This window comes from Microcystis sp. Msp_OC_L_20101000_S702 (genome assembly GCF_007095705.1).
Lineage (GTDB): Bacteria > Cyanobacteriota > Cyanobacteriia > Cyanobacteriales > Microcystaceae > Microcystis > Microcystis ichthyoblabe_A.
Genome location: NZ_SFBO01000207.1, coordinates 1 through 11,843, shown reverse-complemented (window position 1 = coordinate 11,843; position 11,843 = coordinate 1). Strand labels below are relative to the sequence as shown.

General features: G+C 41.8%; 11 protein-coding genes and 1 pseudogene. 5 read left to right on the top strand and 7 right to left on the bottom strand.

Going from position 1 to position 11,843, the window contains the following annotated elements; all coding sequences use genetic code 11:
* The 4 genes and pseudogenes from EWV60_RS21150 to nusB all read left to right on the top strand — a co-directional run.
* Positions 1–107: pseudogene (locus tag EWV60_RS21150) on the top strand (IS630-like element ISMae24 family transposase); the annotation flags it as partial.
* A 399-nt stretch (positions 108–506) separates the two neighbouring features.
* Complete coding sequence (gene hemJ / locus EWV60_RS21145) at positions 507–1,094, top strand: protoporphyrinogen oxidase HemJ (RefSeq protein WP_002747974.1); 588 nt, start codon at positions 507–509, stop codon at positions 1,092–1,094.
* 340 nt (positions 1,095–1,434) lie between these two features.
* The gene (locus EWV60_RS21140; protein ID WP_287234505.1) at positions 1,435–2,898 is read left to right on the top strand and encodes a DNA phosphorothioation system restriction enzyme; all 1,464 of its coding nucleotides are present in this window, start codon (positions 1,435–1,437) and stop codon (positions 2,896–2,898) included.
* Between the two features lie 138 nt (positions 2,899–3,036).
* A complete protein-coding gene (nusB, locus tag EWV60_RS21135; RefSeq protein WP_130757276.1) occupies positions 3,037–3,690 on the top strand; it encodes a transcription antitermination factor NusB in 654 nt (217 codons plus the stop codon).
* 24 nt (positions 3,691–3,714) lie between these two features.
* Here nusB and EWV60_RS21130 read toward each other — a convergent pair whose 3' ends face one another.
* A complete protein-coding gene (locus EWV60_RS21130) occupies positions 3,715–4,182 on the bottom strand; it encodes a CYTH domain-containing protein (protein WP_123231254.1) in 468 nt (155 codons plus the stop codon).
* Between the two features lie 10 nt (positions 4,183–4,192).
* On the bottom strand, positions 4,193–4,603 hold the full coding sequence (gloA, locus tag EWV60_RS21125) for a lactoylglutathione lyase (RefSeq protein WP_193978602.1): 411 nt from the start codon (positions 4,601–4,603) through the stop codon (positions 4,193–4,195).
* Positions 4,604–5,024: 421 nt separating this feature from the next.
* Between gloA and EWV60_RS21120 the strand changes: the two genes are divergently transcribed.
* Positions 5,025–5,822, top strand: a complete 798-nt coding sequence (locus EWV60_RS21120; RefSeq protein WP_287234499.1) for a PulJ/GspJ family protein — start codon at positions 5,025–5,027, stop codon at positions 5,820–5,822.
* A gap of 85 nt (positions 5,823–5,907) precedes the next feature.
* Here the strand turns inward: EWV60_RS21120 and trpE are convergent, their stop codons facing one another.
* The 5 genes from trpE to EWV60_RS21095 form a co-directional block, all read right to left on the bottom strand.
* Positions 5,908–7,428 (bottom strand): anthranilate synthase component I, encoded by a 1,521-nt coding sequence (gene trpE / locus EWV60_RS21115; RefSeq protein WP_287234496.1) that lies wholly within the window; start codon positions 7,426–7,428, stop codon positions 5,908–5,910.
* A gap of 397 nt (positions 7,429–7,825) precedes the next feature.
* Positions 7,826–8,251 carry a photosystem I reaction center subunit II PsaD gene (locus EWV60_RS21110; protein ID WP_002740397.1) on the bottom strand — a complete coding sequence of 142 codons (426 nt, stop codon included), beginning with the start codon at positions 8,249–8,251 and terminating at the stop codon, positions 7,826–7,828.
* A 353-nt stretch (positions 8,252–8,604) separates the two neighbouring features.
* Complete coding sequence (locus EWV60_RS21105) at positions 8,605–10,242, bottom strand: ABC transporter permease (RefSeq protein WP_002739216.1); 1,638 nt, start codon at positions 10,240–10,242, stop codon at positions 8,605–8,607.
* Between the two features lie 79 nt (positions 10,243–10,321).
* Positions 10,322–11,131 carry an MBL fold metallo-hydrolase gene (locus tag EWV60_RS21100; RefSeq protein WP_287234493.1) on the bottom strand — a complete coding sequence of 270 codons (810 nt, stop codon included), beginning with the start codon at positions 11,129–11,131 and terminating at the stop codon, positions 10,322–10,324.
* 212 nt (positions 11,132–11,343) lie between these two features.
* On the bottom strand, positions 11,344–11,843 hold a 500-nt coding region (locus EWV60_RS21095; protein WP_287234490.1), incomplete at its 5' end, for an RNA-guided endonuclease InsQ/TnpB family protein.

The following is an 11,843-nucleotide window of genomic DNA, read 5'->3' as shown; positions in this document are numbered from 1 at the left end:
ATGAATGGATTGAATTTAGCGCCTATAAAGACCGAAAGAGCCTCCTCGCTTACGTTAAAAAAGTGCTGGACAATTTTGGAGGCGAGTATGTAATTAATTTTGCCTAGGTACTTATGAAATTCAGTAAAATCGCTGTAACCAGCATAACATCGTTGTTAAATAAAAATCTTTCTCAATTAATTTTTAAGAATTTGTAAATATTGCGGAATGTTAATTTAAATATTCTCAAGTTTGTGGAGTTAATCAATAATTTTTGCTTATCTTTGTCCAACATTGGGTTAGGAGACAGTTATCAGTTATCAGTTATCAGTTATCAGTTATCAGATGTGAGTTTTTAGTTTATTGTTTACTGAAAAAGCTCCCCACACCCCACACCCTACACCCCTCTCCCTTCTCCCTGCTCCCCAATCCCCATTTTCCGTCTAAACTTTTGTATAGGGATGGTCTGGGAAAGCATGGATAACTCTTAGACTAATTAATTCGGGACTCACATCACAATATAGACTATGGCTTACTATTGGTTTAAAGCATTTCACCTGATTGGGGTAGTTGTTTGGTTTGCGGGACTATTTTATTTAGTACGTTTGTTTGTCTATCATGCGGAGGCAGCAACACAAACGGAACCCGCACAAGCTATTCTGAAAGCACAATACGAGATCATGGAGAAGCGACTCTACAATATCATTACCACACCTGGGATGATTGTCACCGTGGCGATGGCGATCGGTTTAATCTCCACAGAACCAGAAATTTTAAAATCGGGATGGTTACATATTAAATTATCCTTTGTGGCTCTTTTACTGCTCTATCATTTCTACTGTGGTCGCATCATGAAGAAGCTAGAAAAAGGGGAATGTAATTGGACGGGACAGCAATTTCGGGCTTTAAATGAAGCACCAACCCTGTTATTGGTAGTTATTGTCCTTTTGGCTGTATTTAAGAATCAATTACCCCTCGATTTGACCACTTGGTTAATTGTAGCTTTAGTGGTATTAATGGCAGTGACAATACAACTTTATGCTAAAAAACGTCGCAAAGATCAAGAAAAACTTCGGCAAAATACTCCCCAAAAAGAAGAAGTAGCGACCAGGTAAATTATCCTAATCATTCCTTAGGTTTTTAGGATAAAAGTTAAAAGTGGTTTGATAGCTGTGGGATGGACTAAAAAGACCATCCCAATTGTATAGGGAGCAACCTTTAGTTTTTAGGTTTTTGACTTTCTGCTATTTTTAAACTTATACCAAAACTATTTATAATACTGTGATAAACTGCCAAGCTATGGATTGTTTCTCCCACTTCCCACCATCCTATACCTTTTAAACAGGATTTAGTATTATAAACCTCTTGCGAACAGGAAACGCTATAAATAAAAACAATCTCCTGACTACTGACTCCTAACCCTAACAACAATTTTTGATTTTTACAAGAGGTCCTATGAATAGTTGCTGGATAGATTGGGAAAAAATAACTAGGGATTTTCTCAGTTCCCGCAAAATCAAGCAAGTTGCTGAATTGCGAGGATTCTATCGAGTCAATCCTTCTGGTATTCCTAGAATTCCTCCCAATTTAGAGTTGAGAGACTACCAAAATACAGCGATTATCAGTTGGTTTCGTAATCGGGGACGAGGAACTTTAAAAATGGCCACCGGCAGCGGTAAAACCATTACTGCTTTAGCTATTGCCATGGAACTTTACGAAGCGATAGAACTGCAGGTATTATTAGTAATTTGTCCCTATCGTCACCTAGTCAATCAATGGCAACGAGAAGCGGAAAAATTTAATCTTAAACCGATTTTAGCCTACGAAAGTGTCCACACATGGCAAAGTCAACTATCCACAGAATTATATAATGTGCAAGCGGGTAATCAAAAATTTGTCACTATTTTAACTACTAACTCAACTTTTATTAGCGAGGGGTTTCAATCACAAATCAAATTTTTTCCCGATAAAACTTTAATCGTTGGTGATGAAGCCCATAATTTAGGTTCCCCCCGATTAGAAGAATTATTACCCCGTTCTTTAGGTCTAAGATTGGCTTTATCTGCCACTCCTGAAAGATATTTTGATGAGGAAGGAACCGACGCTATTCTTGAATATTTTGGACAAATTCTACAACCAGAATTTACCCTGGCTGATGCTATTAGCAAAGGTGCTTTAGTTAATTATTTTTATCATCCAGTCTTGGTTGAATTAACCGATAATGAGGCTTTATTATACGCAAAATTGACCCAGAAAATTGGCTGGACTTTGCAGAAAAATAGTAATTTAAATGGCAATGAAAATTTAACAGCATTGCTAATGCAAAGATCGCGATTAATTGGTTCAGCGAGTAATAAATTACAGGCTTTACAACAATTGATGCAAGAGCGTTTAGATACGGATCATACTTTATTTTATTGTGGGGATGGTTATGTAGAAAATTATACGGCTAATTATCGTCGTCAGGTAGAGGCAGTTACTCATTTATTAGGCAATCAATTAGGTTATCGAGTTGCTACCTACACCGCAGAAACTTCCCTAGAAGAACGAGAAAAAATTCGCCAACAATTTGAGGAGGGTTATCTGCAAGGATTAGTGGCAATTAGATGTTTAGATGAGGGAGTAGATCTACCATCAATTCAAAACGCAGTCATTCTGGCTAGTAGTGGTAATCCTCGACAATTTATTCAGCGTCGCGGGCGAATATTGCGCCCCCATCCCGATAAAAAACAGGCCACTTTATTTGATATGATCGTTATGCCACCCACCTTAGATCGAGAAACCTGGGAAGTAGAAAGGAATTTATTACGCAAGGAATTAAAACGCTTTCTAGAGTTTGCTCAATTAGCTATTAATGCTCAAGAAGCTGAGACTAAATTAGGAGAGATTCAAGATAGATATTGTCTTTTGTCTCATTAAAACTTGAAAAGTTAAATCTTTGGCGGCTTTTATGCTAAAGTAGAAGTTAGTCAAAAATTGATCGCCGAGAAAAATTAACCCAACCGAATAGCGATCGATAAAGTTGTATAATTTTCTTTCCTCTCCTTCTAAACTTCTATGCCTCCCCGTCAACAACCCCGTCGCATTGCTCGAGAACTTGCCCTTTTGAGTTTAAGTCAGATTAAAGGCAATCCTGAAAACCTGGAACAGCAAACTTTAAACGATTTAATTTTAGTCGCAGTTAGAACCTTAACCATAGAAATTCAAGAAACCTTAGAAACAGCCGCTGCTGAAATTAGTCGTGGTAATGAACGGATTCTCGCTAGTGATACTAAGGCAACAAATCTAAAAAGCGCCCAAACTATGGTAAAAGAGGCAATTTCTCTTACCCACAATGCCATTAATCGTTTAGGAACCGTGATAGATTTTCCCGAAATTGTCCAGTTATCTAGTCAGTACGAAGTGCGGGAATATGCCCTAGAATTAATCGGTACAGTCTATCGTCGTCGTGCGGAAATCGAACAGGAATTAACCAGCGCTTTAGTGGATTGGCAACTGCATCGTTTACCGAGAATCGATCGGGATATCCTGCAAATTGCCGTGGCAGAAATGCTCTATCTCGATATACCTCAAAAAGTAGCAATTAATGAGGCGATCGAATTAGCCAAACGTTATTCTGATGATGAAGGTTATCGTTTTATTAATGGCGTTCTCCGACGGGTAACAAATAAGCTAAACGAAGCAGAAAAAGCCCTATCTACCCAGAGTTAAACTGGGAGAAAATTAATACTACAATCACCACATTTTATAGGGAAATTTCTGTAAATTGCTATTGTAGTATCGCTCATCTCCCGTGACTTCTTCCCCGATCCAATCGGGAATAGTAATGACTTGCTCCTCTTGTTCTAACTCAATTTCAGCCATAATCAAACCTTGATTATCTCCCAAAAATTCATCAACTTCCCAAGTTAAATTATCCAGAGAAATGCGATGACGAATCTTTTCAATTAAAGGTTTTTTACAGAGGTTTTCTAACATGAGCGCCGCATCTTCTAGGGGAATTACATACTCGAATTCCTGACGACTAATGCCCTCAGTCTTGCCTTTAATGGTTAAATAACCCCGCTCTCCAACCACACGAACCCGCACAGTTGTCAATCCATCTTGGGTAGGAATATATCCCTGACGATACAACTTGCCAGGAGCAAGCGATCGCCAGTCATCCCCTTTAACCAGAAATTTCCGTTCAATTTCAACAGACATAAGTTTTTGATTAAGCCGTAGTCACGGCAGCACCCTGGGTTCCTAGTTGAATTAACTCGATCTTGTAGCCATTAGGATCTTCCACGAAAGCAATCACCGTAGAACCGTGTTTCATCGGGCCTGGTTCCCGGGTGACATTGCCACCAAGAGATTGAATTTTCTCACAGGTGCTATAGATATCATCCACGCCTAGGGCAATATGACCGTAAGCATTGCCGACTTCGTAGTGATCGACTCCCCAATTATAGGTCAGTTCGATGACAGCATGATTAGCCTCATCGCCATAACCGACGAAAGCGAGGGTAAATTGACCATTGGGATAGTCTTTCTGGCGCAATAACTTCATTCCTAGCACATCGCAGTAAAATTGTAGAGATTCCTGCAAGTTATTGACCCGGAGCATGGTGTGTAAGAGACGCATGATTATTTAGATGACATTGATCGAAAAATTACCTATCCTTGATTGTAACCAGTCCTTGGGCCCTCTTATCTCCTTGAGGGTCAACAATTATACTAATACAAATGTACGGAATTAGCTGTAAAACCACTTACTCCCATAATAGCTGTGAACAAAATCAGCTCTCTGGCCATACTTCAATTACTATCTATGGGATTTTTTAGGCTATGATGTGGTTAGTGGTGAAGTTAGTTAGGTCAAGAAATTTTTGATCGGGAGTTTTCTAGGGAAATTTTGAAGGCAGTAGGTGGTAGTAAGTTTTCAGTGGTTTCCGAAAACACCTTTTGAGTTGATTGACCGATAGTTGAATAAAACCTCTGTGACTGCAATAAATACCAAATATTTAGGGGGGTACAGAACAGAGAAATTGGCACGGGTTAAAGCTATGCGTTTTTATTTAGGGTACATCAATCACCTAGGCCGTTTACAAAAAAAATCCGCTCGGTTGGTTCGACAAGCTCACCAACCAGTTCGACAAGCTGGTTTTTCGGTTACAGAAGTTTTACTGGCAAGTTTGATGATGCTGATTGCCATCTCGGTGGCGGGAATTGGCGTAACTAACCTGCTCAGAAGTAACTATCGAGCTAATGCCGGTACTGAAATCCAAAATAATCTTAATCGGACTCTAGAGTTTGTTTCAGATGACCTGAGACGAGCAAGAATTATCGCTGAGACTGAAGATGCGATCACGAGTACTCAAGTACCCACAGGAGCGCGAGCAGTTCTAGCTTTCCAAATTTCCGACCCCAATAATCCCGGTCAGGCTCCGCTCAATGAACAGATCGTTTACTATACCCAAAACAGTCAGACTGGAGATAGCTTGACCGGTCTAGTCTTGTGGCGCTATGGTCCAAACTTGGACGAAGATGGCAACTACATTACCCCCGCAGATATTACTACTTGGATACGTTCCCCCGTCACCGATAGGTTAGCGGATGCCACGAATAATCTGGAGCGATTCAACTGCGATCCTTTCCAAACCGACATTGAAATCCCAACGGGTTGGAAGAGAATCCCCGCCGTTCGCGGCGAGGTAGAAGGTTTTTATGTCTGTGTTCGCGATGGTGGTAATCAAGTGATTTTGAATGCCAACGCTGAGGTAAATCTGACTACTGGAGATACAGATAAAGATAAAGTTAAATACTCTGTCAGCACCAGAGTTTCTCCTAGAGCTGCCGATTAAGTATTTTTCCTCTGAAGTTATTCAAGGCTCCGATCGTTCCTGGTAATGAGGTTAAATAGAGAAGGATGATCCCAGTCTAAAAAATCTAACTTAAACAGCGAATTGCCTCCAATAAACCCCTGGCTTTGTTGAGGGTTTCTTCATACTCCTTCTCCGGCTCAGAATCGGCTACTAACCCCGCTCCCGCTTGCACAGAAACCAGATAATTTTGATTACCCTGGGGACGAACAATCATAGTGCGAATTGTGATGGCACTATTTAACTGTCCCTCGAAATCGTAGTAACCATAAACCCCTGAATAGGGACCACGACGACAGGGTTCTAATTCATGAATAATTTCCATAGCGCGAATTTTCGGGGCCCCACTGACAGTTCCCGCCGGAAAACAAGCTTTTAATAAATCCCAAGCACTTTTATTGGTTGCTAAATCCCCCACCACATTACTAACAATGTGCATAACGTGGGAATAACGTTCAATTATCATTAATTCGTCCACTTTGACCGTACCTCGATCGCACACCCGGCCTAGATCATTTCTACCCAAATCCACTAACATAATATGCTCGGCAATTTCTTTGGGATCTTGCAGTAAATCCATTGCTAAAGCTTGATCTTCACCGAAGTTTTGTCCCCGGCGACGGGTGCCAGCAATTGGTCTGACAGTGGCTCTTATTTTACCTAATTCGTCCCGTTCTGCCTTAACCATCACTTCAGGACTAGAGCCAATAATTTGCCAATCCTTAAAGTTATAAAAAGCCATGTAGGGAGAAGGATTAATCAGACGCAAGGAACGATATAAATCGAAGGGATGACCATGATAATTGGCATTTAAACGCTGGGAAATAACCACCTGAAAAATATCCCCCGCTTTGATATAATCCTTGGCTTTTAGGACATTTTGACAGAATTTTTCCTGAGTTGTATTGCTTTCATAAACTAATTCTTTTCCCTGGCCAACGGGTAATAATTCTAGGGTTTTGGCATTAGTTGGTAGGGGGAATCGTAACTTGAGAACTAATTGTGTCACTCGATCGCAGGCCGCTTGATAAGCGGCCTCTAAATCGGGATTATTACCCCGGATATCGGCATAAGCTATCGCCCAGATTTTCCGTTTAACTTGATCGAAAATAATTAGATTATCCACCTGCATCCAAATACCATCCGGTAGATCGGCATCCGTAGCGGGATAAATAGGCACTCGCGGTTCAATCCAATTAATTAATTCATAACCCCAAAAACCAAATAACCCCCCTATTCCGGCGGGTAATTGCGGCAATTTAACCGGCACAATCGGGTCTAAACATTGGGTTAAAATCTCGAAAGGATCCCCCGAAAAAATCTCTTGAGAACCATTGCGAAAAGTTTGGGTGGTGGTGTTTCCCCGCGCTTCCAATACCCAGACGGGATCGCCGCCTAAAAAGCTGTAGCGTCCCAAGGTTTCGCCCCCTTCCACCGACTCTAATAAAAAATTGTAGGCTTGATCGGCACAAACTTTATACCAGGCCGAAACGGGTGTTTCTAGGTCAGCGACCCATTCTTGATAGACAGGAATAAAGTTACCTTGGCCAGCCAGTTCACGAAAGCGATCGAAGTCGGGGAAGATCATATTTTGATGGTTCAGGAAACGGAAGGAATTATGAATTATGAATTATGAATTATGAATTATGAAGGAGTGGGGATCAGGGGAGATAAGTAGGTAGGTGTTAAAAGTTGTCAGACACCCCCCTTATCAAGGGGGGATTAAGGGGGGATCGGCACCCCCCTTATCAAGGGGGGCAGGGGGGATCGAATCTAAAATCCATGTTTAATTTAATTATAACCAGCTACTTAGGAGAATAAATAAAAGCAATCTCCTGAATACTGACCCCTAACCCCAAGAAAGACTTTTTCAGCAAACCCTAACTAGCAATTGATTGCGATCAGAGAAATCGAGAGTCGGAAATTAAATCTTGGGGCTAAATAGCTTCTAAATCTAACTCCCCACTCTCGATTTTAGGGTTTATTTATGCTTCGTAGGGAGTGACACCAGAGAACTTAATTGTCGCTGGTTCGGGGTTTTTGCCGATATTGCGGTCTTTTTTGCCGAAAAATTCACGACCAGCGTTAACTTTTTCGGGGAAGACACCATCAGCAGGGTGGAGATACTGCACTTCACCACTGGGATAAATCCGATAGATTTTGTAATCTTCGATTTTGGGCTTAAATTTCGTCCGGAATTGGGTACCAAGAGCGAGCGCGTGTTCTTTGCGGGCCAAATAGAGGAGATTTTCGCCTTCGTTCATGATAGCGGCGCCACCGGTGGGCATTTCAAAGACTTGTTCTTTGCTGCTTGTCCAGGTGATGGCGTACTTTTCTTCCAGATCGGCTTTGGCGAGTAAACCGCCCGTGCTGCCACCGAACTTAGGAGCTTTTCCAGAAAGTTCTGTCATAGGATTTTGTTCTCTCTACACAAATAAAGAAAAGGGGTTTTAGGGAATCCTATCACTGACACCCCCCCTCTCTAGTAGTCTTGTCAAGAACTGTAACATTATTTTGTACTAAACTATAGAACTAGGATTTACCGAAAAAGTTTTTCGTGGAGGCAGGGTGTGGGGTGTGGGGTGTGGGGTGTAGGGTGTGGGGGTGTGGGGTGTGGGGTGTGGGGTGTGGGGAGAATAAATAAAATAATCTCCTGTCTCCTGTCTCCTGTCTCCTAACCCCACCAACAAACTTTTTGCCGCAAACCCTAAATAGAACTAAGCTGCTGGCCGATCGCCAACTTGTCTAGGAATCGGCCACCACTTTAATCGATCGCCCGTCGGGAAATTTGCCAACTTAAAAAAATTACTGGAATTAATCCCACTAGGACAATGGCCAGGGCCGGGGCTGCTGCTTCCACCAAACGTTCGTCACTGGCGTATTGATAAACGCGCACCGCTAGGGTATCAAAATTAAAAGGTCTTAGGACCAAAGTAGCGGGTAATTCCTTCATCACATCGACAAAAACTAACATAGCCGCCGTCAATAATCCCCCCGACAAAAGAGGAATATGCACTTTAATTAAAGTGGCACCAGTGCCATAGCCAAGGCTGCGGGAAGCATCATCTAAACTAGGTTTAATTTTACTTAAGCTCGATTCTAACGTGGAAAAAGCTACGGCTAAAAAGCGGACAATATAGGCAAAAATCAGACAGAAAATCGTGCCGCTCAGAATTAAATTGATATTTAATCCTTGATTGAAAAAGTTATCTAATTGGCCGAGAGGAATTAAAACCCCCACGGCGATAACAATGCCGGGGATAGCATAACCAGCGGCCGCAATCCGCACAGAACCCTTAAGAGTTTTATTCGGATTAAGTCTTTCCCCGTAGGCGAGAATTAAAGCTAAAACTACCGCAATAATTGCGCTTAAACTAGCCAGAAAAAAACTGTTTAGTGACAAACTAAAAAAGTCATTATTAAAAGTTTCTTGGGCATGATTAAAGGCTAGATAAGCTAGATAAAAAGCAGGGGCAATAAACCCCAGAAATACCAGCACAAAACAGGAGATCATTGCCAAAAAACTGCGAACAAATCCTAGTTCGTACTTAGTCGGTGACTGGAAACGATTGGTCATTTCATAGTAACGAGCTTGACGACGGGAGGATTGTTCAAGGAAAACTAAAACGAGGATAAATACCATTAAAACTGTGGATAACTGTCCCGCTGCTATGCGATCGCCCATACCGAACCAAGTATTATAAATCCCCGTGGTAAAAGCATTAATACCGAAATACTGCACCGTACCAAAATCATTCAGAGTTTCCATTAAAGCTAGGGCTAATCCTGCCATAATTGCCGGTCTTGTTAGGGGTAAAGCGACGGTAAAAAAACTGCGCCAAGGGTTACATCCCAAGGAGCGACTTGCTTCCACTGTGCAGACAGATTGTTCTAAAAAACCGACCCTTGCTAACAGATAAACGTAGGGATAAAGCACCAGTATTAACATCAGAATCCCCCCCCAAAGAGAACGGATATTAGGAAACCAATAATCTTCGACACTATTCCAAGCGAAAACACTTCTTAAGAACGTCTGCACCGGACCAAAATAGTCCATCATATTGGTATAAGTATAGGCCAAGAGATAGGCAGGAGCGGCAAGGGGTAGTAATAATAACCATTGAAATTGTTGACGACCGGGAAATTGACACATCGTTATTAACCAAGCAGTGCCAACACCGATGATTAAAACACCGCTACCCACCCCACCCATTAACCAAAAAGAATTAACTAGATAATCCCAGAGAACAGTTTCGATCAGATGTTGCCAGACTTGACTGGAATTAGTTAATAAACTACTGGCTACCGATAAAATTGGCAGGGAAACAAGCAGGGCAATTAGTAAAACTGCAATTGTCCATCCCTGTCTAAAAAAAGAGCGAGATTCTTTCAGCAAAAACATTTTTAATAAGATTGTTAAAGCAATTTTTAGAGAACTAGGAGATGCTCTAAAGCAGGCCTAGGTCAATGGCTCCTAAAAGTTAGGATTTCTCTAACAGATTGCGGTAGTCAAACACGCGAATGAGCGTCCCTTTTTTCGGTAAATCGGCGGCACGAATCCGTAATTTATTGTCCCCGATTAAACGGATATTTTTATCCTTGACTAACTTGAGAAACTCATCTACAGACACCAATTCACAGGCATTTTTATCGGCGGCACTGGTGAAGTATTGCGTCGGGACAGCTATTCGCGGTTGTAAAACTTCGATCGCCTGTTTTGCCTCTTGGGGATTATAATTTTTTGGACCACCTCCCACGGGAATAAAAGCTAAATCCGGCGAACCCAGCAGAATTCTTTGTTCTAATTCAATTGGGGCCGCTGCCCCCCCTAAATGGACAATACTAATCCCCGCTTGGGTCCAACGCCAGGCCACATTCATGCCGAAACGTTGCCCTCCCATGCGATCATGGGCGATACTAATACCCTGGAATTTTAATTTACCCAGATCGTAGGCCCCCGGCTCAAACAAAATTTTCGGATTACCGGGTAAACCCTCGGCAGCCCCTTCATCCCACAGTTGACTACTAATTAAAACGATATCTGCTTCTACTTTTGGCAAAGGAAAACCCGCCGTACAACCAATGGACCGGAAAGGATTAACTAGGACTCTTTGTCCTCCTCCGGTGAATAAAAAGCAACTATGACCCAACCATTGAACTAAGAGGGAATCATCGGGTTTTTGAGCGGGAGTGGGGTTAGTTGGTTTGGGTTTAGTTTCCGCCAAAACTGAGCTTACTGCCACGGTTAAGAAACTTGTCCCCGCCGATAAGATAAAATCTCGCCTTTTCATAAATATAGATGCAGAATTAATCAAGTTAAGTAGGGAGGCACAATTATTTGTCGGATGGGTTAGCGGTAGCGTAACATGAGCGGGTGTTGGGTTTCATGCTTCAACCCAACCTACGTTCATCTTCTATTTAATTCCACCCACCCACTTAAGGTTAATTTCAGGGGTTGGGGATTATTGACACTCCCATCGCGCTTATGCGAGGGATTCTTGGTTCACTGACTCAAGTTGTCTTGACAGGTATTGCTACCAACCAATATAGAGCTTAAATCTCCCCAAGCGTTTAGGTCTGACGACCAGCTTCCGATATGCCCTATCGTAGCTTTTTTGAGTATATTCAAGGCCGCCATTTTGTCTCTATCTTCCACATATCCGCAGGAACAAACATGAGTTCTAACTGATAGAGACTTTTGGATTAACCGACCACAATTAAGGCATTCTTGACTGGTATAGGCGGGATTAACTGCTATGGTCAATCGTCCGTATTTAATGCCAAAATACTCAATCCATTTTCTCAATTGTGACCAACCAGCATCATTAATACTCTTAGCTAGTTTTCGATTACGCACAAGGTTCTTGACTTTTAAATCGACCTGGGCTATCAAGTCGTTTGACTGAATTAAACGGAGTGCCAATTTTTTAGCAAACTCTTCTCGTTGCCTACTTACTTTTAAATGTCCCTTGGCGTATTTTTGACTAGCTTTTTTGTAGTTAT

Coding starts and splice junctions, on each gene's coding strand:
- hemJ (WP_002747974.1), top strand. CDS start 507: ATGGCTTACTATTGGTTTAAAGCATTTCACCTGATTGGGGTAGTTGTT.
- EWV60_RS21140 (WP_287234505.1), top strand. CDS start 1,435: ATGAATAGTTGCTGGATAGATTGGGAAAAAATAACTAGGGATTTTCTC.
- nusB (WP_130757276.1), top strand. CDS start 3,037: ATGCCTCCCCGTCAACAACCCCGTCGCATTGCTCGAGAACTTGCCCTT.
- EWV60_RS21130 (WP_123231254.1), bottom strand. CDS start 4,182: ATGTCTGTTGAAATTGAACGGAAATTTCTGGTTAAAGGGGATGACTGG.
- gloA (WP_193978602.1), bottom strand. CDS start 4,603: ATGCGTCTCTTACACACCATGCTCCGGGTCAATAACTTGCAGGAATCT.
- EWV60_RS21120 (WP_287234499.1), top strand. CDS start 5,025: ATGCGTTTTTATTTAGGGTACATCAATCACCTAGGCCGTTTACAAAAA.
- trpE (WP_287234496.1), bottom strand. CDS start 7,428: ATGATCTTCCCCGACTTCGATCGCTTTCGTGAACTGGCTGGCCAAGGT.
- EWV60_RS21110 (WP_002740397.1), bottom strand. CDS start 8,251: ATGACAGAACTTTCTGGAAAAGCTCCTAAGTTCGGTGGCAGCACGGGC.
- EWV60_RS21105 (WP_002739216.1), bottom strand. CDS start 10,242: ATGTTTTTGCTGAAAGAATCTCGCTCTTTTTTTAGACAGGGATGGACA.
- EWV60_RS21100 (WP_287234493.1), bottom strand. CDS start 11,131: ATGAAAAGGCGAGATTTTATCTTATCGGCGGGGACAAGTTTCTTAACC.